The sequence below is a fragment of the Roseburia hominis genome (assembly GCA_040702975.1).
Classification (GTDB): Bacteria; Bacillota; Clostridia; order Lachnospirales; family Lachnospiraceae; genus Allocoprococcus; species Allocoprococcus hominis_A.
The window spans coordinates 2,819,994-2,845,700 of sequence record CP159990.1; the positions used below are offsets into that span (position 1 = coordinate 2,819,994).

General features: G+C 42.1%; 19 protein-coding genes and 1 pseudogene. 1 reads left to right on the plus strand and 19 read right to left on the minus strand.

Translation table 11 applies throughout. The features are described from left to right. Positions 1-248 precede the first annotated feature (248 nt). Positions 249-749 carry an HD domain-containing protein gene (locus ABXS75_13050; protein ID XCP83996.1) on the plus strand — a complete coding sequence of 167 codons (501 nt, stop codon included), beginning with the start codon at positions 249-251 and terminating at the stop codon, positions 747-749. A gap of 176 nt (positions 750-925) precedes the next feature. Here ABXS75_13050 and ABXS75_13055 read toward each other — a convergent pair whose 3' ends face one another. From ABXS75_13055 to ABXS75_13145, 19 genes and pseudogenes are all read right to left on the minus strand, one after another. Beyond that, positions 926-2,629, minus strand: coding sequence for a M3 family oligoendopeptidase (locus ABXS75_13055; GenBank protein XCP83997.1), 1,704 nt, complete (start codon positions 2,627-2,629; stop codon positions 926-928). 243 nt (positions 2,630-2,872) lie between these two features. After that, positions 2,873-4,563 (minus strand): annotated as a pseudogene (locus ABXS75_13060) (AAA family ATPase). Positions 4,564-4,621: 58 nt separating this feature from the next. Further along, complete coding sequence (locus ABXS75_13065; protein XCP83998.1) at positions 4,622-6,025, minus strand: ATP-binding protein; 1,404 nt, start codon at positions 6,023-6,025, stop codon at positions 4,622-4,624. 70 nt (positions 6,026-6,095) lie between these two features. Continuing rightward, complete coding sequence (locus ABXS75_13070; protein ID XCP83999.1) at positions 6,096-6,566, minus strand: hypothetical protein; 471 nt, start codon at positions 6,564-6,566, stop codon at positions 6,096-6,098. 12 nt (positions 6,567-6,578) lie between these two features. After that, positions 6,579-9,701, minus strand: coding sequence for a LamG domain-containing protein (locus tag ABXS75_13075; protein ID XCP84000.1), 3,123 nt, complete (start codon positions 9,699-9,701; stop codon positions 6,579-6,581). Positions 9,702-9,714: 13 nt separating this feature from the next. Then, a complete protein-coding gene (locus ABXS75_13080; protein XCP84001.1) occupies positions 9,715-10,713 on the minus strand; it encodes a hypothetical protein in 999 nt (332 codons plus the stop codon). 97 nt (positions 10,714-10,810) lie between these two features. After that, on the minus strand, positions 10,811-11,263 hold the full coding sequence (locus ABXS75_13085) for a hypothetical protein (GenBank protein ID XCP84002.1): 453 nt from the start codon (positions 11,261-11,263) through the stop codon (positions 10,811-10,813). Positions 11,264-11,508: 245 nt separating this feature from the next. Next, positions 11,509-13,149, minus strand: a complete 1,641-nt coding sequence (locus ABXS75_13090; GenBank protein XCP84003.1) for a phospho-sugar mutase — start codon at positions 13,147-13,149, stop codon at positions 11,509-11,511. Positions 13,150-13,664: 515 nt separating this feature from the next. Further along, positions 13,665-14,642: a type I phosphomannose isomerase catalytic subunit gene (locus tag ABXS75_13095; GenBank protein ID XCP84004.1), complete on the minus strand. Its 978-nt coding sequence runs from the start codon at positions 14,640-14,642 to the stop codon at positions 13,665-13,667. Next, positions 14,639-15,964 carry a sugar phosphate nucleotidyltransferase gene (locus ABXS75_13100; protein XCP84005.1) on the minus strand — a complete coding sequence of 442 codons (1,326 nt, stop codon included), beginning with the start codon at positions 15,962-15,964 and terminating at the stop codon, positions 14,639-14,641. The genes ABXS75_13095 and ABXS75_13100 overlap by 4 nt, the downstream gene beginning before the upstream one ends. A 30-nt stretch (positions 15,965-15,994) precedes the next feature. Next, positions 15,995-17,158, minus strand: a complete 1,164-nt coding sequence (locus tag ABXS75_13105) for a DegT/DnrJ/EryC1/StrS family aminotransferase (GenBank protein XCP84006.1) — start codon at positions 17,156-17,158, stop codon at positions 15,995-15,997. Between the two features lie 37 nt (positions 17,159-17,195). Then, complete coding sequence (locus ABXS75_13110) at positions 17,196-18,137, minus strand: GDP-L-fucose synthase (protein ID XCP84007.1); 942 nt, start codon at positions 18,135-18,137, stop codon at positions 17,196-17,198. Between the two features lie 11 nt (positions 18,138-18,148). Further along, the gene (gene gmd / locus ABXS75_13115) at positions 18,149-19,195 is read right to left on the minus strand and encodes a GDP-mannose 4,6-dehydratase (protein XCP84008.1); all 1,047 of its coding nucleotides are present in this window, start codon (positions 19,193-19,195) and stop codon (positions 18,149-18,151) included. Between the two features lie 193 nt (positions 19,196-19,388). Next, positions 19,389-20,351, minus strand: coding sequence for an AraC family transcriptional regulator (locus ABXS75_13120; protein ID XCP84009.1), 963 nt, complete (start codon positions 20,349-20,351; stop codon positions 19,389-19,391). Between the two features lie 44 nt (positions 20,352-20,395). Continuing rightward, positions 20,396-21,952, minus strand: a complete 1,557-nt coding sequence (locus tag ABXS75_13125) for a lipid II flippase MurJ (protein XCP84010.1) — start codon at positions 21,950-21,952, stop codon at positions 20,396-20,398. Between the two features lie 22 nt (positions 21,953-21,974). Then, entirely contained in the window at positions 21,975-22,850 is an 876-nt protein-coding gene (locus ABXS75_13130) for an alpha-1,2-fucosyltransferase (GenBank protein XCP84011.1), read from the minus strand. 1 nt (position 22,851) lies between these two features. Further along, entirely contained in the window at positions 22,852-24,120 is a 1,269-nt protein-coding gene (locus ABXS75_13135) for an O-antigen ligase family protein (protein ID XCP84012.1), read from the minus strand. 25 nt (positions 24,121-24,145) lie between these two features. After that, entirely contained in the window at positions 24,146-25,306 is a 1,161-nt protein-coding gene (locus ABXS75_13140; protein ID XCP84013.1) for a glycosyltransferase family 2 protein, read from the minus strand. Positions 25,307-25,386: 80 nt separating this feature from the next. Next, positions 25,387-25,542, minus strand: coding sequence for a glycosyltransferase (locus tag ABXS75_13145; GenBank protein XCP84014.1), 156 nt, complete (start codon positions 25,540-25,542; stop codon positions 25,387-25,389). Positions 25,543-25,707 lie beyond the last annotated feature (165 nt).

The following is a 25,707-nucleotide window of genomic DNA, read 5'->3' on the forward strand; positions in this document are numbered from 1 at the left end:
TTTATTCCAGTATTCACCAATCTATTTTCCACAATTTTTCTCAAAATATACGGCTCAGTAGAAATCCTATACCTTATGAAACGGCCGAATGGCCATACGGGATGCCCTTTGGGTATGCCTTACAAAACTCTATAAAAATCCAAAGTAAAATTTCGTTTTTGACATATGTACCAATTTAGGATAAACTATCTCCATAAGACCCATGAATTGCGGAACATTTTATGTGCCTGTCAGAAAGGAGTTTTCATATGGAATTGAAACAACAATTAATCCGGGAAATGATTCAATACGAAACAGGAGCCCCCGGCCGGATCCAGCATTTTCTCAAGGTCCACAGCTTTGCCGAGCTGATTGGGAAGGGCGAGCACTTAGAGGAGGACGTACAATCCACCTTAGAAATTGCCTCTATCGTCCACGACATCGGCATCAAACCGGCTATGGAAAAATACGCCTCCGGTGCCGGAAATCTTCAGGAGCTGGAAGGCCCGCCCGTAGCCGAAGAAATGCTTACAAAACTTGGCTGCCCGCAGGACGTTATTTCCCGCGTTTCTTATCTGGTCGGCCATCATCATACTTACTCTCATATTGAAGGAATCGATTATCAGATTCTCGTGGAAGCAGACTTTCTTGTAAATCTGCATGAGAATCAGGCGACGGAGGAGACGATCCTGAATACTTACCATAATATTTTCAAAACGGAGACGGGGAAATATATCTGCAAGACCATGTTTGGCTTGGAGGAAAAATAAACCTCTGTCCGTTCCCACATTACACCAGTTCTGCTTGACACATAACCGAGATGAACGTCCACTGACTGTTCACTTAGGTATGCCTGGCAACAAAATGAGGCTATCGCACAAAACACATTGTTTTATGCAAATAGCCTCATACTTCTTATTATTTAGTCATTTCTTACGGCAACCAATTAGCAAATCCCGTCCATATCAAATTCGCCAAGCCATTTATCAGCCGCCTCACATACACCCTTCAAGCAGCTTTCTTCAAACGGGCTGTCCAGATCTGCATGCTTCAAAAGCTCGGTAAATACCCGGCTTCCGCCCTGCTTGGTGTATGCCATATAGTGCTTCCAAGCTTCCTTCGGGTCCTTCTGAATCCGAGCCCAGAACTGAAGCGCCACCGTCTGCGCCAGACAGTAATCAATATAATAGAACGGTGAAGAATAAATATGGTGCTGTCTCTGCCAGCCTTCTCCCTCGCTGTAGAACGGAATGTCGCCGTCCAGCTTAAGCCACGGCATATACACGCCAAGAAGCTCTTTCCAAACGCCATGACGCTCCTTCGGAGTCATATCCGGTTTTTCAAATACGATATGCTGGAAATGATCCACCATAGTTCCATACGGAATAAAGGTCAGCGCGCCAGCTAAATGGCTGTAGTAGAATTTCCGGGTATCTTCTCCGAAAAATCCTTCCGCCCAGGGCCATGCAAAGAATTCCATAGACATAGAATGTACTTCACACGCCTCAAGACTCGGCCACACATAAGACATCGGCACCCGCTTCCGGTTCGTCCACATCGCAAACGCATGTCCTGCCTCATGCGTAATAACCTCTACATCATGCTTTGTCCCATTAAAGTTCGCGAAAATAAACGGCACCTCATAATCTGAAATACTGGTACAGTATCCGCCGCCTGCCTTTCCTTCGGTAGAAAGCACGTCCAGAAGCTCATTATCCAGCATCGTACGGAAGAACTCGCTGGTCTGTGGCGACAGCTCGTCATAAAATTTCCTTCCCTGCTCCAGGATCTCATCCGGCGTACCGAACGGTTTCGGATTACCGGAACGGAACTCCAGAGCATTATCCGCAAAACTCATCGGATACTCCGTACCCAGACGTTTCGCCTGCTCCCTGCAAATCTTATCCGCTACCGGAACCATATATTTCACAACAGCCTTACGGAACTTCTCCACGTCCTCTTTCGTATAACAATTCCGCTGCATACGATAGTACCCCAGCTCCGTATATCCGTCATATCCTAATTTTCTTCCAATCTCGTCGCGCACATGAACCAGCTTGTCATAAAGATCGTCAAACTCAGCCTGATTGTCCTTATACCACTGTCCCTCCGCCTTCCATGCTGCCAGACGACGCGCATCGTCCGCATCATTCTTAAGCGGCGTAATCTGAGAAAGCGTATAAACCTTTCCCTCAAACGGAATCTGCGCGGACGCCAGGAGCTTCTCATAAGCCGTTTTCAGCTCATTCTCCTTCTGGAGATCCGGAATAATCTCCGGTGAAAATGTTTTCAGTTCCATCTCCGCACCCACGAACATCAAATTACCGTATTCTTTCTCGAAATCCGGGCGGAACGGACTTTCCAGCATCGCCTTCGTCCATGCCTGACTATACTCTGCCAGCACCGGATTCGATGTGTCCCAGAATCTCATCTCTTCATCATAAAATGTATCCCGGGTATCGATCGTATGTCGCACCTCAGCCAGTGTCCCTAACGTGCTGATGTGCTTCTCCAGCGTCTCCTTTTCCAGAAAAACCGCTTTCGCACTCTCATAATCCTTCGCTTCCTTCAGTCTCTTTGTAAGACTCGTAAGCTGTTCTTTCAGCGCCTCCAGATCCGGGCGCTCATACACCATTTCTGAAAACTTCATATTGACCTGTTTCTCCTCTCCTTACCAATGAATTGCCGGGGCCGGTACGCCTGTGAAAATCGGGGCGCGTCTGCCCTTAGCCTCTTCTTATCTTAACACATTACGAAGCAAAAAGCACCAGCTATTTCTAACTGATGCTTTCAAAGACATACTATTGAATTTTATTCTTGAAATCATTCTTTTCTCTTTACTCTTCCGCCCGCATTTTGTGAACTGCCTTATTATTATCTATATTCATGCCTTTCACTTTTCCAGCACTACCCTACATCTCTTTTTATAAAAAGCAATTCCATATTTGACAATTTTTTCTATGCCATCTTTTCGGAGAGCGGCATCATATCTCTTTTCTTCAATCTGCCTAAGCGCATCCGAACAACCTTTTTTCAAATTACCATCCTCTGCATACTTAATCTCAATCACCACGCCGATATCTTCCTGCGTTCTGATCAAAATATCACTGTATCCCTCTCCCGATTCTACGTTAGACTCTACATCCCAATTATCCTCATACTGCAAAAGCCCAAGCAGCATACCATGATAGAAACTCTCTTTTCTATCTCTCCTTACGGCAGTATCACGGATACTAATGGTATTCCACAAATACTCTTTCAACAATGTTTCTATTATCGCTGCATCACCACTCGGAAACGCCTCGCAGAGTTGCTCCAGCTTCTTTGTATCAGTCCTGGTCTCTTCTTTAAACCATTCCTGAATCTGCTTCACAAATAGCTCCTGAATCTCTCGATTGGGAATCATAAGTTCAAATTTCCCCCCGAACTCTGCCCCCTCTGCGTTAAATACCCCGTGGTAAACAGTACGCTCCAAAGATTCTCTATAGATTGCTCTAATTCACTATACGTCAACTCCTGATTCACTGACTTCACAATACTTTCACCGGCAATCAGGCGTTCTATCTCCCCTTTGGTCTGCCGGTTTGCTTTTCCGATAAAACGCCGCACCATAACATTTCCACTGGTATTTGCCCAGTAATTCTCCGGTTTTGCAGTAGGCAAGTCCAGCAGCACGTCGCAATAATTTATCACATCCCATGGACAATATACCGATACATTACCAAAATGATATCCGTCATACCATTCCCGTATCACATCCGCATGCGCTGCCAGACCATAGGACTTCAACATCTCCCTGACCTCCGCATCCGTAAAACCAAAGAATTCGTCATATCTGCTGTCTGTAATCGTATGTGTTTTCAGATTATTCAACCCCGTAAATATACTTTCCTTAGAAATCCGAAGACACCCCGTCAGAACTGCAAAATATAAATATTCATTCGTCTTCAAAGCGCTACTGAACAGATTACGAATTAAACTGACCATTTCTTCATAATATCCTGACTGGAATGCCTTATCAAGCGGTACATCATATTCATCAATCAAAAGGATTACCTTGCTGTCATAATGTTTGAAAAGAAGCTGCGACAAAGTCTTAAGGCTCGTCAAAAGGTTCGCTTCATTCATGGTAAAAAAACCATCCTTGCCAACATTGACCAATGAGCGATATCTATTTTTATCATCTTCCGTCAGTTTACTACTCTCCTCCAAAAATGAAAACCTTGACGCTTCCATGCCAATCACATAACGCAATCCATCACTTGCGGCCTGATAACTTAGTCCCTCCACATTCTTAAGCGTAATGGACACCACCGGGAATTTTCCCATGTATGCCTCACATATTTCCTTTTCCTGCGATATCTTCAACCCATCAAACAGCTTCTTGTCCGTACCAAATTCAAAAAAAGTCTTCAGCATACTCATATTCAGGGATTTTCCAAATCGCCTGGGACGAGTAAACAGATTTACTTTGCCCCAATTACGGAGAAGCTGCGCAATCAGCATGGTCTTATCTACGTAATAAAAGCTCTCTTGCGAAAACTCTTCAAAATTCTCAATCCCGATTGGAAGCTTTTTTCTCATATATACGTTCACTCCTTCCCATCCACCATCACAATACCACCCTATTCTTTTCTGTTATTTAACTACATAATGCCATGATATCATCAAGCCCTACAAGAATAATTTTATCATCTTTTTGTGCCGCTTCAATAACCGCGTCCGTGAACCCGCCTTTAGAGAAAAGCACAAACCACGTCTTATTCCGGTTCTTGGAAAATATATCCGCCTTCTCCATCAGCTTTTTTACCACGCCCAAATCTAGCTTTTCATTTCGCCATTTGCACTCGCAAATGAGATAATCCGCACCGTCATTCGCAATTAGGTCAATTTCAACCTGTGAATGACTTACCGGATTGGTTCCCCACCATCTGCCAATTGCTGTAAACAAAATTGGCAAATCACCAACTGCGTTTTTAGCCAAAAGATACTCCCGGCATATTCTTTCAAATACAATTCCCATGTAATCGTTGTAGTTCGGCTCGATTCTCCTTTGCATCACCGCGTCCACAGCACCTGTCTCCACAAGAGAACGATTTGCATAAACATAACGGTACCAGAATCGGAACATGAAGTCTGAGATGCCATATAAGGTTCTTCTTGAGGTTTCCTTCTCTCCGAACGGGATTTCTTTATACAAAATCCCAAGCTCGCACAGCACTCCGATATACTTCAGACATTTCGCTGTCTCTTCTCCGATTTTCGTGGCAATCTCATTGGACTTTGACGCGCCTCCGGCAATCGCTTCAATAATCGCGCTATAGATTCCCGGCTCCTGAACCTCCTGCCGAAGCAGTAACAGCGGCTCTTCATACAGATATGCCGTCACTCGCAAAAAGGCATTTTTAATATTGTATTCAAAATCTTTATCAGGCACAACCTGCTGCAAATAGAGTGCTGTACCGCCAAATGCGCCGTACAGCTTCAATTTATCCTCAGTATCAAATCCTTCTAAAAATTTCATACTGGTGCGATAATCAAACGATTTCATATGAAGCTGTCCCGTTCTCCGACCGAAAAGAGGACTCTTTGAGCCAAGTACTTCCTTTTCCATGAAGCCCATATAGCTGCCGCATAAAATGACGAACATCTTACCGTTTTGCAGTCTGTGATCAATCAAATGCTGAAATTCCGACAACAGCGCACGATTCTTTTTTACAAGGTACGGGAACTCATCAATGACTAAAATCAACCTTTCATCCTGTTGGCGATTATCTATATATGTCAAAGCATTTTCCCATGAAGAAAACGGCTCCAATGTGGTTTCCCCATAATGTCCGAAAACCAACGCTGAAAACTTTTCCAGGTTCAATTTGTTAGTACTTTGCTCAGCAGAATAGAAAATCGATGACTTATCTTTACAAAATTCGTTTAACAGTGTGGTTTTTCCAACGCGTCTTCGCCCATACAGTACAAGCATCTGAAAATGGTCGTCAAGATACATTGCATTTAAATTTTCAAGCTCTTTTTCTCTTCCTACAAACATGTTTCTCCTCTAAATCAGAAATAAAAGTTATTTACTTTCAAGTTAATTATTCCACATGTTTTTGCGTATGTCAAGATGTCCTTGAGAGGATCTCCTCCTCAAAAGCCTGGTACACAGGAGAAAGATCCATATCCCTAATACCAATGTTATGTATGTGGATCACCGCATTGCCTCGAACCGCTGATATCGCTCTTGCAGAATTGTCTGCGGCACAATAGGCCACATCGTAGGTTCCTTCCGCAATCTGGTCTGTGACACGGGGCAGAGAATAAGCCGAACAGGCTAACAGATCCTGCATGAGCTGTTTCTTAGCCTCCGTATAAGAAGCACAGTTGATAACCTTTACGGAAATACGGATATCTTTGTCTCCTTCCGCCTGATACACATCTTCATACGACTTTGGATAGGGCATGGCATAACGCACCATATGCAGCAGCCCCTGCCGTGCATCCAGCCGGCAATTGACAGGAATATCCCCCTTGACAACTGCGCTTTTGGCAGGCCATGAAGAAAAACCGTAAGTTTGTTCCCTATTACCCATATATGCCTCCTCCTATTCAACTTGTTTATAAATAAAAAGTCGTTCATTATTAAAATCTGTGTCATACAAGCATCGCCCGACCCCGTCATCGGAGTTTTTTGCAAGATGCTCACGGTAGGATTCCCCACTGGGGATGGCAGAGGGCAGAGTCCCGTCCGGAAACAGGGAAAACTGCATACCCAACGGCAGCTGGGATATCCTGCCATTATCCGAATCCGGATTCGTGCTCCCGTCCACCATCAGGCAAGCATCATAGACTTTGTAAGCATTATTATCTATAACCGAACCCTTTCCCTGCAGCGGTTCCATCATGCAGACCTCATGATAATTAAAACCAGTGTTAAAAGGTATCTTCCATGTTGTAGATCCGATTGCAAGAATCTTATTACATTCAAATCCAAAATCGTCTTTCGTGTCCATCATCCGTTTCTCGCTGAGACTGCATCCAACCGCATTGGCGAAGGTTGCACAAATTGTGGCGCAATCTGTGCAATTTACCACATCGGAATAAGGCATTCCCTGCAGATGTGATAAGAAACGGGTCAGCAGAAAATACCATCCTTTATTTATATAAACTTTCGTATAAAAAGATTTGCCATCCTTGTCATCGTATTTGAGTTTCAGGGACTTATTTATCGTTGTCACAATCTTAGAAGCGACGCCTTCCTTTGTCGTCTCCCCCTTCGCCCATGTGCAGGCATACTCCAGAACCTTTACCCAAGGTTCTTTCTTCTCCAATGGCGCATACGAATCCCATGGCGCGTACGGATCATGCAGAATCCTATAAATCGTATGGGTCGTTTCTGTAATATCTTTCCAATTCCCGCTTCTGTCCTTCTCCTGCCAACAGAGTTCCACCTCTGAAACGCCAACTCCCAAGGAAGCAAGCTTATGGTTAGGGAATGTAAAGCTGACATAATACGGGACAGAGCTTCCGCCGGACATATTCACGTTCACTGTATTGGAATTCCCAAAAAGCTTTTCCTTACTCTTGTCAATACAGCGGATGTCCCTGGAGAATGCATCGTTTACCGTACTTTGGAAAGATGCCTGGACGATTACATTGCCATGGCCGCCACTGAATGCATCAATTCGATAAGCGGCATGGGAACAGTTCCTATTGCTGCTGGTCCATTCCGGCACGGGAACAATATTACGCTTGTTAATTCGCAAAGAAACAGTCGCATCCCCTTGAAGCATATGATGAAACCGAACACTGGACAGCCCGATGTCACAGACTATATCCGCGTATTTTTTCCAATGCATCAACAGCTCCGCTGCCAGGACGCCAATGGCAGTGGCATAATAGACCCAGCTCCCTGCCCAGGACGCCGCGGCCAGAATGCACATCTTGGCAACCATCCAGGCTACCTTCCACCAGCCGAAGCCTGTCAGAATTGCCCGAAGCACATCCACAAGGGCACCGGTGCTCATAAGAAGCTTAAAAACCTGAAAAATCGTTGCCGGGGTGATGGCTTCCGCAAATAAGGTCCGCAACTGAGGATTTTGGCAGAAGCGCAGCAGGATTTCCATGAGCCTGCTGCTTGAACCCCTGACGCTTACACCAAACAGGATGCTTATGACGCCGCCCACGACAAGCAGCACAAGCTCTATATACCACTGTGTCAACGGATCAATATCATTTGCATCCGCCTGGCACATCGTATAGGAAGAAGCTCTGTCATGCGCCACAAAATAGACTGTATCACCAATCCTGTGGGAAGTGACCGTAAAAGCGGCTGGCTCTCCATTCTTTCCGCCAAACGCCTCCTGCCGAAACTGCTCCAGTTGTTCCTGCGTCAAAGGCTCTTCCCAGGCTTCCACCGCCTCACTTATATCACTGATTTGCTGATTCGAAACTGCGGCAAAAACCTCGCCATACCGCAGCTCGTTACGTTCCCCGATAATATTGCAGGTACATGCATTCCCTCCATCCAACAGATGGAAGGAATAGCTGGCAAGAAGCCCCTCCACCTCTGTCTCCGGGGTCTTTTCCGCATATTGCTTTATTTCCTCTGCCGACACCCCTCTCTCCCAGATATCAAGCCGGGAGATGCAGCCGGAAAACCAATTCTGACCGCTAGGATTGTTCTCAACCACCTCCGCCCCGATCCTGAGATGCGGGATTGGCAGCAAAATATGGATCGGATACAGTCCTGTCAGTGTTGCATCCAGCTCTCCGTTCACATACAGCTTCATCGTGTCGACCGAGTACGTGACGGCAATATTTACCCATTGTCTTTCTGCTATCTCAGAAACGGAAGACAAAATCGTATCCTCCCCCGTACCGCTGGCTCTCGCCGCTTTGGCATAATATTTTCCGTCTTCCTCTTCTATATACAGGGACATACCCGCCCAGTCATTGACATCACCGTTGGCGAAAACCGTATAACGCCCCTCTTCTCTGTCCGGCTCCAGGAACACCCATCCCTGTACCGTATAGGAATCATTGCCGCCTCCCGCCGGATTAATATTGTTTTCCCGGTCGATCGTCAGATAAGAGTTGCCATGAAAAAGTGCCCCCTGAGAAACGGCCTGCTGCATGGATGCCTCCGGGATTATGACCGGAAGACCGCCTATGCGCTCCGCTGCGGGAACTTGAGAAAAATCAAAATATGCCGCCAGCTTGTCTTTAAAGTCCTGATTGGAAAGGTCTGTCACCATCATGTATCGGTTTACCTGATCGCTGTCCAAGGCGCAGTTAAAGATTCTCACCTGTCTGACCAGACCGCAGAGGCCCTCCCCGAAAAGGAAGGGTTCACTGTTATCCTGACCGGAACCGTCGATGCTTGCGTAAATATTGGAAACACCATTGATATAAAGGAAAACGGCTGAATTGCTGTAAACAGCGCAAACATGAGTCCACTCACCTGCGACAACAGTACCCTTGCTGGCAGACGCCATCACAGAGGGATAGCCTTCTATATGCAGGAACAGCTTTTCGCCGTCCACACCCATGCTGAAAACGCCCTTTTTGGAAATGATCTGCTTTTTGACAAAGGACTCGCTCGTCCTGATCCAGCCATCTATCGTGAATGGCACTGACCCATCCATTTTTATCCCGATTTCGCTACCGCCTTCCACCGTTTTTTCCCCATCCATCGAAAGCACGACATATTGGTATGTATAATTCAAATCATTCCCTCCTCTATATGTACATCGTTACACAAGAGCCAACCCTCACCAGTCTGCCAGAATTACTGTTACTTTCACAGCACTTCATCAGGGAAGATGTGTTCATGAGGATGTTCTCAGCGGGCTGCGCAAATTGCAGCATATCTTCCCCATCCTCTGCACTGATCCAGAATGAAGTTTCTAAAACCGCATCTGCCGGCCAGACAGTGCCATCAGGGACTTTCGCATATATTTTCACATAACCATCGAAGGAAGCGCGCAGATATGCAGAATCCGTAACCTGCTTTGTATTCTCGTCATTTGGGTCATATACGGCGGACTTGTTCATACCCATCGCGTCATTCACCAAACCATAGATAGTTCCTTTCGGGAGATTCGAAGCCTCTATCAAAATAGACCCTAACCGTGGCTTACTCTCCGGGTTACTGAAATTATATAGGATTTCATAATCATTACTGGTTCCGGAGAATTCCAATGTAAAATTGCGGACCGCCACGCACCGCTCACTGTGTACCCAAGAAATAAAGGCATTGTAGCTGTGAAACACATCCGGCAGCGTCTCATCTGCTGAGTCATTTACAATCCCCACCATGCAAAAATACGGCTGCCTCCCGTCTACCACCAGAACATCGTCCCCCACCGAAATATCGCCATTTTTCTGCGTTGTTACCTTGACATAGCTTTTACCCTTTGGAGTGAATAGCTTATTGTTCTTCCATTTATTTGTATTCATGAAAAGAGAGCAATCTGCGCGGTAAAGCCTGACATAGCCCTCGACACTTTCATCTGTTTCCTGCATGCTCTTAACACGGATATATATCGTGTTTGTTCTGCTTAATTTGTCAATTTTCTGGTTTGGATCTTTATCATAATTGCCGCCAAACTCTTCCTGTGGGTTATCCACAAGTGCGTGGGCAATCATATCTGGCGACGAGCAGTAAGAACCGTGATCCTTTTTGTCGCCTATATCGCTGAGCGATGTCCTTAGCAATAGTTTGTCCTGATAAGCCATACATTTTTCCTCTCTAAAATTTAGTTCCAGATTTTGCTGTTAATCGCATATGTTGCGTTCTTGTTAAGCTCGCTTGAAATTATATGAAATGATTTCCTTATTCCATGTTCTTCAAGCAGAAATTCAAGGATTTGATACGGATAATCTTAATATCAGGCAGAATACCGTCAAGAATAATCTCCAGTGTGATTGCGTAAGACACTGACTTCTTGCCGTCTTTGCCGATAAAGATTTTCAGCTCCAGCCCCTTCAGCCGGAACTTGATTTTGGAAAAATCGATGAGCCCATTGGCAGCGTCGTCTGCTGAGCTGCAAACATCGTTTTTGATAGCCTGCACGACCTGTTCCTCATCGAGCTGTTCCTCTTCGACAAGCTCATTAAAGTCAGCAGTCATTGCGGAAAGCGTGATGCTCTTGGCCGCTTCGATGGCATCCGACGAGAAAAGGATGGTCATGCCCTCGTCTGAAACCCGATATTCGGCAGTCAGAGCAGTACCCATAAACTCAAAATCCAAACTGACTGACATTTGCGGTGCGTTGATTGTATTCATGTTGTTATCCTCCTGCTGGGTTAATGTGGTAAAGTGGTGTGAATTTATACTGAGGTGAGTAGCGTGTTATTGTGGAGTGTTATCTGTTTAGAATCTTGCTTATGATTTATTGTACCTTAAAATGGATACAAAATCAAGAATGTTGGAGAATATTCCAGGGTTCCTTTTAATGCCTTTTTTTATAGACGTAGAATTAAGTCTTTCATACTGAATTTACTTTTTCAATTCACGGCCGCTATCTTCTTTTACATGTACCTCTCTATATCTGCGACAATGAGTCTTTCTGTCTTTCTTGCCTCTATTCTATTCATAGCAGTAACGCTTATATAAACCTTCAATTTAGGCTCAGTACCACTTGGCCGTATTACAACCGAACCATTCTCAAGAATAAACTTTAATACATCTGCCTTCGGCAGATTATCAATACCAACGCTATAATCCAGAGCATTCTCTACTTTCATCCCACCGATTATACCAACTCTCCTACGAAAACCAGACATAATTTCAGCCATCTTCTGCATTCCTGTGGAACCTTCAAATACAAAAGAATGGAGTGTATTAAAGCAGTAACCATAGGTAACATAAATATCATTAAGTTTCTGAAGAAGCGAAATACTATGGGTGCGATAAAATGCAAACATTTCACAAATCATAAAAGCTGCATTTACTGCATCTTTATCTCTGACATATGTTCCAGTAAGATAACCATAAGACTCTTCAAATCCGCAGATATAGTTTTTCTCATCTTTCAATCGGCCAATAACTTCCCCGATAAATTTGAAACCTGTAAGGACGTTGACCGTCTGTACCCCATAATGCTTAGCAATCTTCTCAGCCAAATCCATTGTAACAATAGTTTTTACAAACACAGGATGGTCAGGCATTTTGCCATGTTTCCGTCTCTGAGAACAGATAAAATCCAAGAGAAGTAAACCGACTTCATTACCGGTCAGGAGTCTATAATCTTCTCCGTCTCGAATAGCAATACCGCACCGGTCTGCATCCGGATCAGTTGCAATAAGTAGATCAGCTCCAGTCTTTTTGCAATACTCCAATCCCAACTCCATTGCTTCTCGGATTTCAGGGTTTGGATATGGGCAGGTCGAAAAATTACCATCAGGATTCCTCTGCTCTTCAACAATTGTAATATTGGTAAAACCACTTTCTTTAAGTACTCTTGAAACCGGCTTGAGTCCGGTTCCGTTCAGCGGACTGTAAACAATAGTAACATTCCTATCAATCTCTTCTCCAAAGAGAACCGATTGACCTTTTACCTCTGATATAAAGCCTGTGAGGACTGTATCATCAATATATTTAATCTTTTCATTCTCCAAAGCTCTATCATAACAAATAACATTTACATCAGCGAAGATATCCAGTCTCTTAATCTCTGTCAATATTTCTGCCGCTGCTTCCGTGGTAATCTGGCAACCATCGCATCCATAAACCTTATAGCCATTGTAATTGCTGGGATTGTGGCTAGCCGTTATCATCACACCAGCGGACGCTCCCAAATTCCTAACCGCATAACTCACTGTAGGAACTGGCAACAATTCCGGCCAGATATAAACCTGGATACCTTTTGCAGCAAACACGCCTGCTGCCGTCTTGGCGAATACTTCGCTCTTAATCCGGCTGTCATAACCAATAACCACGCTACCACCCTCAAGATAATTCGCCAAACCCTGACTCGCCTTCGCTACTGTATAAATATTCATACGATTTGTGCCAGCACCGATGATACCACGCAAACCACCTGTGCCAAATGCCAAATCCTGATAAAAAGCATCCTCGATCTGAGCATCATTCATACTTTTCAACTCTTCTATTATCTCATGGTCGACCACATTGTCAAGCCAACGATTGTACTCTTTCTTATAATCCATAATAGTCCCCTGTAATTATATTCGTAACTTCATGCTATCCATTCTGATACTCCTTGTAAGGACACCTGTGACTTTCCACTCACTTGATAACGCTCTGCATATTCTTTAAATCAGGCACTGTAATTGTCACGACTGCTCCTCTTTCTGTCAAAGTAACAATAGTCATAGTGTCTTTTGGAGTATCGTCACGTTCTAGAGCAGCCATATCAATATATTCTACATTGTTACCTTTAAGTCTTAACGCCCGTACAGAAATGAAAATATAAGGAAGCCATTGACCTTTATTTAAAAATACCCCCCTACGTTACTTGCGCTTAGAAAAAGAAATACAATCCTATTCTTGCGACTATCTCTTATCCTTTAAACAGCATCTTCATTAAGTGGGCAAATCATGAATCCACTGTAACCTCATTGTCCAGTAGTTTCATTGACGGCTTGTTAATAAAATCGTAGAACAGAATCTTGTCGGTAAATGCATACATGGTTTGATACAAAAAGTACAAAGTCCATTCCAATTAACAACTCACATTTAGAATTTGCGCCTTACCATGCAACTTAAGTGAGATACTTTCGGCTGGAACAAACATGCAGTCTCCTTTAAAGAAGTTCATCATAAACCCTTCCCCGAAAAGAACACCGCAACCATCCACACAAAGCAAAGCATGAAAAGAGTTTCTTTCTGTCTGAAAAGCTACTAATTTTCTCTCGACCTCTGTATTCAACAATAGTCTTTCCACCTGGAAATACTTACAGCGCGTCAGCAGTTCGGACGCACAACCATTCTTGTATTTAAACACACGCATCGGTTGACGCGGAGAGTTGCTTGCCTCCAACTTCATAACTTCAAGTGCCTTGTCTAAATGCAACGGCCTCTTCTGTCCATCTTTCCCAACTCTGTTATAATCAAAGAGTCGGTAAGTGATATTGCTACTCTCCTGAATTTCTGCAACCAAACATCCCGCGCCAATAGCATGAACGGTTCCTGATTCGATATAAAACAAATCGTCCTTATGGACTGGAACATGATTTAAATAACGTCCGATGCTTCCATTCTCTATCGCACAGCGAACACTGTCCGCATCCATATCCTGATTGAATCCATACACAAGCTCAGATCCCGGTTTTGCAGCAAGAACATACCACATCTCCGTCTTGCCTAAACTATTCTCTATCCTCTCTGCATACTCATCATCAGGATGAACTTGAACGGACAGTTCAGCTTTGGCATCAATTAATTTTATAAGGATTGGCAATTCAGGTTTACCGCCAGTAATCTGTAGTGGATGCGTTCCAAGCCATTCTGGATGCCTCTTCAACACATCGCCTAGTGGTACACCATTGACAAGAGATTGGCCCTCTGGATGTGTACTGCATTCCCAAGTTTCTGCCACTGGTAATCGCGGTATTGCTTTTCCAAAATCATCATTTAACCGACTCCCTCCCCAAAGGTAATCCTTCGAGGCTGGAGTCAGCATTAAAGGTAATCGTCTCATAGTTCATACTTGTGTTTATCAGCTACGGATATGTCGTTACCGAGCTGAACTTCAATAAGTTGTAGCCCTAGTTCACCAGATATAACTGTGTGCTTGCAACCAGCAGCCATTGTAATGACATCTCCGGGTTTTACAATCTGCTCCATTCCATCTACAATCGTACACCCGTCTCCATTAATAACCGTCCACACCTCATCGCGTCTGTCATGACTATGGTAGTTCATCTGATGTCCAGGATTCAGCGTGACCTTAATAGTCATACTGTTTTCTTCCACATCTAACACGCGAAAACTGCCCCAGCTTTTTTCGGCGAACATAATCTGCTGGTCGATTGCATCTACGAAAGGTTTTATAAAACTGCTTTGCTCTTTGTCGGAGACCAGTATGCCTTCAGGACTTGCACTGATTACAACATCATGGAGGCCCATTGCCAAGATTGGTACCGCAAGTTCGTTAATAGCATTAACGTTGGAGCAGGTCTCATTAAACCTTACGTTACCAACAGCTTGTTCTTCCATCGCTTCAGTCAGCGTATTCCATGTGCCGAGATCCTTCCACTCACCACTAAAGCGCAGAACTGCGACATTTTTCTCGTGCTCTACGATAGCGTAGTCGAAACTAATCTTGGTCAGTGTATCATATTTTGCAAAGAGATCTGTATAATCAGTAAAGTCAATGAGCTCATGGGCACGATCAAGAACATACTTCAGTTTATAAGCAAATACCCCTCCATTCCAGAGGCCACCGGCATCGATGTATTTCTGAGCTGTTGCTATATCTGGCTTTTCCTTAAATTCGGACACTTTACTTATCTGGTCGAGCGTAATCGGCATAATATAGCCATATTTTTCGCTTGGATAAGTCGGGTCGATACCCATAAGCATCAGATTTGCTGTTCCAACCTGGGCCAGTTCCCAAAGTTTATGAATCGCCTCAAAGTAGTCCTCATTCACATATGGGTCAACCGGGCAAACCACTACAGCTTCATCTTCTCCAATGCCCTGCACATCGTGGAGAAATGCCGTTGCCAAGGCAATTGCTGGGAATGTGTCTCTTCTGCAAGGTTCCACTGAAATACCTACATTTTGGCCCAACTGGTTGTGAATAGCACTGACCTGCGTCCGGCTTGTAGCAATGATAACAGTGGCATCGGCATCAATACTCTTAATCTGCCGGTAGACTCTTTGTACCATTGACTCATACTGTCCATCAGCTTTCTTGAATATCTTGATAAACTGTTTGCTCCTTATATCATTACTCAGTGGCCACAAGCGCTTCCCAGACCCGCCAGATAGCAGGATGATATTTAATTTGCTTCTCATTCCATTCCTTCCTCCAGTGAATACGGAAAATTACACGTTTACTGATTTCAGCACATCAATCAGAAAGTTGATATTCTCGTTCATCTCGATAGAATGATTGCCCACAAAGAATCCATTTTCATGGATATAGTCCGCATTCTTCAACTCACCACTAATGCTATAATCTATGAATTGCAACGCCCTCTGACGTGCAAAGTTACCTGCAACAATAGGACGAACCTCAATCTCATTTGCCCTTAACGCGTCAGTAAAGGCATCCCTCTTTCCCTTGATTTCCTCCGGTAGAATGATAGCAAATCCAAACCAAGACGCAACACCGACTTCCTGCTGGGTAAAGAACGATGTTTCAGCCACAATTCTCTCCTTGAACAGTTTTGCATTTTCTCTGCGTTGCTCGATAAAGAGATCAAGTTTCTTCAGCTGCTCAATGCCCGTAGTGGCCTCAATCTCCAGCGGCCTTACATTAAAACCCGGCATTATAAAGTTAAAGCTTTCGTAGAAAGGATCCCCAAGTTTCTTATAAATTGACGAAGCATCCGGCAAATGGCGCGTCCAACCATGAGATCGAATAGAGAGCATATAATGATAAAGTTCTTCATCATCCGTGACATTCACGCCACCTTCCATTGTGCAGAGATGGTGAGAAAAATATGTAGAGAAAGAACCGATAAGGCCATATGTGCCAGCGTACTTACCGTTAAAGATTGCTCCCATGGACTCGCAGTTATCCTCTAACATGATAAGATTGTACTTATCACAAATCTTCTGAATCCTGTCAAACTCATTCGGATTCCCCAGCAAATTAACCAACATCACAGCCTTGGTTGCTGGGGTGATTGCTGCTTCAAGAACATCTACATCCACATTAAGCGTACCAAGATTGATATCTACAAAACGAAGTTTGAAACCCATCTGGGAAATTGGAAAGTATGTAGTGCTCCACGACACCGCCGTTACCAGTACCTCATCACCACGATTCAAACGGCCAGAATAAAGGAGGGAGGCCATTGTCAGTAAGTTTGCAGATGAGCCAGAATTGGACATCACCGCATATTTGGCACCAAACTTCTCTGCAAAGTCCTTCTCATATTGTTTTACATAAGTTCCCATTGTAAAGCAACGAGAATCAATAACCTTATGAGCAGCATCAATTTCCTTAGCGTCCCAAGTATCATTAGAAAGACTATATTTCATGTATTTCTCCTTCTCTGCCTTCTACAGCAGTTCATATTTACTGCTCAGACGGCAGTATCACATCCAAAAAGTATTTGTAGGTCTTCTCAAGCCCTTCCTGAAGGCTCGTTTTCGCAGTCCATCCGGCTTTCGCCAGCTTTGAAACATTCATCAACTTCTGTGGCATCCCATCAGGTTTGCTGGTATCAAATTCAAGATCAGCATGATATTCTTCTACATCCATAATCATCTCAACCAATTCTTTAATGCTTACATCAAATCCAGTTCCTACATTAAAGAACTCGTTCCCAGAATAGTTGTTAAGCATATAGAAACAGGCATCCGCCAAATCATCCACGAACATCAACTCTCGCCTTGCTACACCTGTTCCCCACATCGGGATTGACTTTGCCCCGCTCATCTTAGCCTCATGAACCTTCCGAATCAGAGCAGCCACGACATGGGATCTTGTCGGACTGAAGTTATCACCGTATCCATAAATGTTACAGGGCATGACGGAAATGAAGTCTGTGCCATACTGTATGTTATAATACTGACACATCTTCAGACCAGCAATCTTCGCAATCGCGTAGCCTTCATTAGTCGGCTCCAGCTTGCCATCCATAAGGTACTCCTCTTTCATCGGCTGAGGTGAAAGACGTGGATAAATACAAGATGATGCCAGAAAAAGGAGTTTCTTTACCCCATAAACACGAGAACATTCGATGATATTATTCTGGATACAAAGGTTATCATAGAGAAACTCTGCAGGATTCTGAATATTGGCCATGATACCACCGACCTTTGCAGCGGCAAGCACTACATACTCTGGCTTCTCCTGTTCAAAATAATCTCTCACCAATCCCTGCTCACGCATGTCTAATTCACGGGAGCGCAGGCCTATGATATTCTCATAACCCTCTACCCGGAACTTGCGTTCAATTGCTGATCCGACCTGTCCGCCACGACCGGCGATAAATATTTTGCTATCCTTATTCATTTCACCAATCCTCACACATTCGCATCAACTAATGCTCTTTCTCTCTTGGCCAACTTACGGTCGTGCTCTGCCATAAGCGCGACGAGCTGTTCGTAAGATGTCTTCTGCGGCTCCCATCCAAGAACTGTCTTTGCCTTGGTAGGATTTCCCCAAAGGTTAACCACATCAGTCGGGCGGAACCAGGCAGGATTTACGCATACCAGCATCTTACCAGTAACTTTGTCATAGCCCTTTTCTTCCAGACCTTCACCACGCCATTCGATTTCCATGCCATTAGTTCTAAAAGCTTTCTCCGTAAAATCACGAACAGTGTGCTGTTCTCCAGTGGCAATCACGAAATCATCCGGTTCACCCTGCTGAAGAATCAGCCACATGCATTCCACGTAATCCTTGGCATAGCCCCAGTCACGTAGAGAATCCATGTTTCCAAGTTCCAAATGATCTTGTAAACCTTCAGCAATACGTCCAGCTGCCAGGGTAATCTTTCTTGTCACAAAATTCTCACCACGCCGTTCAGATTCGTGGTTGAAAAGAATGCCATTACACGCAAACATTCCATAAGCCTCTCGATACTCTTTCGTAATCCAGAAGCCGTACTGTTTTGCCACAGCATAAGGACTGTATGGGTGGAACGGAGTGTTTTCGTTCTGCGGCACTTCCTCAACTTTGCCATACAGTTCGCTGGTGCTCGCTTGGTATATTTTTGTAGATTTAACAAGACCAAGAATGCGGACAGCTTCAAGAATACGCAGTACGCCAATTGCATCTACGTCCCCAGAGTACTCCGGCACATCAAAGCTCATCTGCACATGGCTCTGTGCTGCGAGGTTGTAAATCTCATCTGGCTTTACCTCGTTAATAATCCGAATTAAAGAAGAACTATCACTCAAATCACCATCATGAAGAATTATCTTATTGAGTATATGTTCGATACGCCCCATATTCGTGATTGACACCCTTCTGTAAATGCCATGTACCTCGTATCCTTTTTGAAGCAGGAATTCGGCAAGATATGATCCATCCTGACCAGTGATTCCTGTAATCAATGCTTTTTTCATCGGTTTACCTCCAGTGGGTTATATTAACTTACAGTAACCGTCTTGCCGCGCAGATTGCATTGGCAAGACACACTTAATAGTTTATCGTTAGCTCTGAAAAACTTGAATTCACTTATCCGCCTTCCACTTGCACAAATGAATCTTTGATGAATCAACGGAAACAAAAATAGGGCAAGATTCAAAAAGGCAAAACTCACCACTTCTCCCTATAAAAGGTAGGAGAAACTCCTTCAATATCCTTAAAAACACGCGAGAAATAATAAAGCGCACCAAATCCACACTCAATACCTATTTCTTCTGCCGTCTTGTTTGTTGTTCTGAGAAGCTGCTTCGCATGCGTGATTCGAACAACCTGAAGATATTCTTTTATGGACATCCCAAATTGCTCCTTGAACACTCGAGTCAAATAATTCTTACTAATATAAAACTCTCTGCTGAGGTCATCCAAAGTAATTTTCTCAGAATAGTGATTATCCAGATATTCCTTCACCGGCATAACAGATTGTTTCGACTGTGCTTTTCGATCCTGTTCTTTTTTGTGCCATGACTCCGCCATAAGCAGTGTCAGGAGCGCAGAAAGTCTCTCATTTATTCTCATATCCCGGATGTAATCATTGCTAGAAGCTATTTGGAAGATAGAGTCTAAAACTTTGGAAAATTGAGAAATGTCGTTCGGTTTGAAGACTGCCCGCCCCCCTCGTTCCAAATACTTATCGTATATCAGCGAAAGAGACGGTCCGAAGAAGTGGCACCACTGAAGCGTCCAAAAATTTGCTATTGATGTCTCGTGCGAGAACGGCTTATGACAATCAATAAATACACATTCCCCAGCACTGATGTGATAAGTTTTATGCTTATAGGTAACTTTACCTTCTCCATCTAGAACAGCGAAAAATAGGAACGATGCTAGGTCATCATGACTCGATATATGTGGCTTAAGAGCTGTAAGAGTCCCAATCTCCTGAAGATGAAAAAGCGATGCTCTGGCAAACGGGGAAGGCGTATAAAGAATACGGTTAGAACTGACGATGGCGCTGTCGTCATTGGTGAAAATATTGTCCATGACAGCCTCTCCTTTCTCTTTCTTGGCTATGCATTCTTCACTACCTTCTTGGAATTTGCCAACAACATCTTCTTGGAAAGCATTCCTTGTCAAACTCCCCCATAATAGCAAAAACCACTAACCAACAATAAGCTGTTCTACTTTCTAATCCTATTTTTTATCCAGGGAATAATAACCTTTTTCACCACAAGCTCTTTTGTAGCAACAGAAACTCCCAAGTACACTATAACCATTGTCATTCCTACAATTAGCAATCGTAGAAACGAATTATAATTTTCAAGTATTGACAACAAAATCTTTCCCGTAATAATAGTTACAAATATAGCAACCAATATTTTCGCCAAATCTGTTGCCCCCTTTTTCTTGATTGGGAACTCCTCAAGATGTTTCTTTATCGTAAACAAAGATAGTAGAGCAACCAAAGCCATTGATACGCTTGTGGCAACCGCTACACCAGCGATGCCAATAATTCTTGATAAAACTATACTTCCTATCAGATTTATAATAACTCCGATAATACTATTAATCATTGGAGTAAGAGTATCCTGATAAGCATAATGCGCTTTTATCAGTACTTCTCGATTAGCCATAAAAACAAAGCCAAATGAATAACATGTTGCAATTGAGGCAACTAATGCTGTACTATTGGAATCGAAGTTCCCTCTTTCAAAGAATAGTTTAATAAGATCATAACCCTCAACAAAATACAGAGCAGCAATCAATCCCGTCAGCAGTGTCATCGCACAAATTATAAATTGCAATCTATCTTTTATCACATTACGTTCAAAATTGCTTGCTACACTTTTTGTAAGCGTTGTTAATAATACTGTACCGATTGAAGTAACAATAACGGCATTTACAAGATCACTACTAATTACTTGTCCATAATATAAAGCCGAAACACTACCAGCAGGCAATGCCGAAGCAACTATTTTGTCTACCAGATGTCCTAAATCAACAATAGAGTTTCCAACAACTAAAGGCCCAAATCTCTTCATCATATGACAAAACTCAGGATTTTTGAATGGATTCCCAATAAAAACTCCCGTTTTAGAAACAACCAAAGAAAGCATATAAATAGTGTGCGCAACATAGCCAAAAAGGAAGCCATATAATAAAGAGCGCAAGCCTAAAAAATGTCGAAAAAACACTATACTGATTATGATGAATACACTGAAAAATAAGCTACATAATTTAGCCGGAAGAAACCGTTTATGCGCATCTAAGTAACCTTGGGCAACTCCTGATAAAGATGTAAAAAGCATCACTGGACATAAGGCAATCACAAAAAATCTAAGTTCTCGCTTCTGTGATGCAGTATATGAAATTCCAATTAAATTACAAATATTCGATGAGATTAGGACATTAATACCCACAAGAATTAACCCAACCATCCCGAAGAAAAAAAAACTTTCTTTTATCAGTTGTTTTGCTCGTCCTTTATTCCCTTCCTCATCAAGCTTTATATATCTTGTTAGAACTGTTGGTGCCACTGATGTACCCATAATTTGACCAAACATTGAAGTATATCCATCAGCAGCAAAATATATATCTGTCGTCGCATTGGCCCCAAAAGCCCACGCAATGACTGCTTGTTTTACAAATCCAAGTGCTTTTCCAATTAACACAACAAAGCTAATTGCTATGCTATTTTTAATAACACCTGTTTCTCCTTGTTTATTTTCACTTCGCATAATTCTATTAGCCCCTTTTGGGTTAAATCCTAATCCACCTGTTTGGTACAATATCAATAGGTTTCTTATCAAAAAACCATTTTTGAGGCGCAATCACAATCTTCCCATCATATTCATGAAGTCTTGCGCCCCACCAATGATATGTGCTATTAATAATGATTGAATGTTTGCAATAAGACATAAGAATCAAATCTTCAAAATCATCAACCACGTCTTCTTTCTCCCTGAAAGTAATACTTCGTTTTCCAAAATCGATATGGTTCTTTACCCATTCGATATCGTTTGAAAAAATATAATAAACTGGGTATTCTACTCGCTCATCAATGTATTTCATGGCAGTTTCAAAATAATCTTGCCCAAATGATCCAAAATGACCGGACCTTTGAGAGTAGTCTCCTCTTCTAATTCCGATAAAAACGGACTGCTCTGTTGATATTTTGTTTAAAGTTGTTTGTGTTTTATTGCTTAACTGATTAAGTGGCTGAAACTCATTTTTCAGTTTTTCAATAATCGGATCTACATTCCTCCAGGATTGCCAATATCCATCAAAATATGAGTAACTTTTCACATCATCAACAGGTACATATGCCCTATTTTTTTCAAAGTAGTAATTACGATTGAACACCCCCTCTAGTGCAATAGAATAACGGTATTTTGTACCCATCGGATTGCCTGTATGTCTAAAAAGGCAAAGTCGCTCAATTTCCTCTTTTGCAGCCTCTTGTAAGGTTAGTTTGTATTGTAATAATCTACACTGTCTTATTGAATCTGCGATAGTTGATTGGAAGTAGGATGTATCTATTTTCACTTCATCGTTTGTGTGTTCATGCAATAAACACGCGAATGCATATTGAAACATCTGATTTCCTAAACCGCCTTTTAGTTTTACAATTTTCATTTCAAAATACTCCTATCGTAGATGTCGTATTATCTTCTAATACTGTCATTTTTGAAAGATTCTTTCTACTCCCTAAAACAATTATCATTTCAGCAAAAAAAATTGCCATTTTTGTATCAAGAATATTTCCGCTAAATTGTGCACCAATAAAATAAACTATAAACCCAAGCGAAAAACTCATAGAATATATATTTCGTATTCCAATCTTTTTTAGGTTCATAACCATTATAAAGAGTATAAATAAAAATAATGAGAACCCAATCAGACCTTGCTCTCCAAGCATCTCAAAAAAAACATTATGCGCATATGGCTGAGGACTATAAGAATTCAGTGTATCATAATACATATAACGTGCCCCTTTGCCAAAAACCGGGCTTTGAATAAAATAATCTACAGACATATTAAGTAGTCTATAACGAGCAGCAACTGACGTTAATTCATTTTGATTAGAATGGAGTATTGCAACCCCTCTGTTAAATGCCGTCGAAAAGCCCGGAATACTATCCGCGAAATTATAGTACAACAATAAACCTGCAACCGTGACAAGTCCTAGCTGCACTATTTTTTTAGGAATCTCATTTAATTTCTTGTTCTGTAATATGTATAACAAATACTCCAATGGAACAATAATAATGATTGATATAATCGCTCCTTTAGATCCCGTCATAATTGCTAATATCAAACCAGAAATAATACCCACTACATGAATACGCTTTTTTTCAAAAACATATTTTGAAAAAGACAAGGTTTGGAAGAGCATTGCAAATTTATAAAAGCCATTAGGTCCTCCAAAAACTGCCAAACGTCCTCCAACTAAAATAACCTTTCCCACTCCTATAATCATGAGTACAGAAACAAACACATAAGTTATTTTCAGGAACAGCCCATATTGATCATCACATAGATAACACTTACATAGCAATACAAGCATGAGCCATGTTATCAAGTTAGGCATTAAATAAGCTTCCATCGTCTCAAGATTAGCCGTAATATTCCGTACAACTATGTACAGATAAAATAAAGATACTATATCAAAAGCCTGCACCTTAATTATGATTCTTTTACGAAAAGTTAGAAGCAATGCTACAAACACCAACAAATACATTGCGGAAGCGGTTACATGGATGGAGATTCCAATCATTGAAAGTGTAGCCTCACCAACATAACAGGCAAGCGTTAAGTAGAATATTGGATTTGTGACCGTTGACACTTTTATGTTCATCCTAGCCCCCTTATTTTTCTTATGGTATAAACTCACTTCTTCGTTCATTTTCTCGTTTCATTGAATTCCATCTTCACCTTGTACTTTCAGCTTTCTCCCACACAGGCTTTGACTTACCTATTACAATATTTATAACACCCTTCCATTGTGCCATAATTGTCATGCAGTAATAGGAAATAATCTTCACTAAACGATTACCGCTCTTTGTAAACCACCCGATTATAGCAATTAGATAGAACAGAATCTGAAGTCCCAATACTATCTTCCAAAATGTACTGCCAACTGCCAGTGGAATGTTGATTACCAACACCAACATATGCATCAACCATAAAAGATAACGACAAGTCCGGTGTCCAAAATAGAAGTACGAGAACCAACGATGCGAAAAGATGTTCAGCACTCTGATGTCTGGCATTATCCCTCGAAGAATTATTCGATTCATCCGAACTTTTCTCTTATACTCATCTTCGTTGATTTCCCCAGCTTTCTCATAAGCCACTGCGTCAGGATTATAAATCGCTCTCTTTTTTTCAAGCGCAAAAATGATGGGAAAACTGGAATCATGACACTCGATAGGTGGAATCTTTTCGTAGTCTTTGTTTCTCACAGCATATATCGCTCCATTACCAGCTGTAATGGTCTGAAACTTACTCTCAATATTCCTACACATTAGATCAAGCTTCCAATAGAAACCTTCCGAGTTCGCGGTCTTGTTACCTTCTGTGTTCATATACTTTAACTGGCCAGACACATAAGCGATGTCATTAGAGGTAAATGATGCTACAAGTTCTCTCACAGCATCGGGCTCAAGCATTGCATTTGCATCGGTCATCACAAGAATATCCGTATTACAGAATTCCTGTGTTTCATTCTGAGCATTTGTCTTCCCTAAATGATTAACTGATTTATGTATTCGAATTCTTCTCTCCGGATGTTCAACAATGAAAGCCTCAACAATTTCATTAGTTCTATCCGTAGAGAAATCAGAGGCAATCAAGAATTCCAACTTATCTGCCGGATAATCCGTTTCAATTAAGTTCTGTAATTTCTCCGCAATAACCTTTTCTTCATTATGCGCAACAGCCATAATGCTCACTGTCGGCTCATAAGTATAATCTTTCTTGTTTTCTTTTTTGAATATTTTATCAAGCACAATAAGAGAGGTCGGATAACCAATCATAGCCCAAAATATTACAAATACTGCTACCCACCAAATAATCTTTAGAACTAACATAACATATACCCTTCCTAATTTCATATATTGTTATCTGATACGCTTTTTAACTCTTTTAAGACTGAACTTGTACATCACAATTACCAGTTTTTCAAAAGATTATCATTCTGAAAGGTTGTACCTAAACCAGTAATATTCGTAGCACAAGAAATACCAGACATTCTACAGGCAAAGAATCCATAGATATTGGGCTTGATAGTATATGCAATAACAAAATCAGGTTTTTCAGACTTCAATAGTTTTTATTATTGAAATACAGTTTTATATCTGTTTTTGGATTAATATGACGCCTATCTATCCGAGTATCAACAAATTTACATCTTATTCTTTCAATTACTCCGAAATCAACTCATAGCGGAATTGATATAGTCCTACATCATTATCCGCCCATATTAAATTTT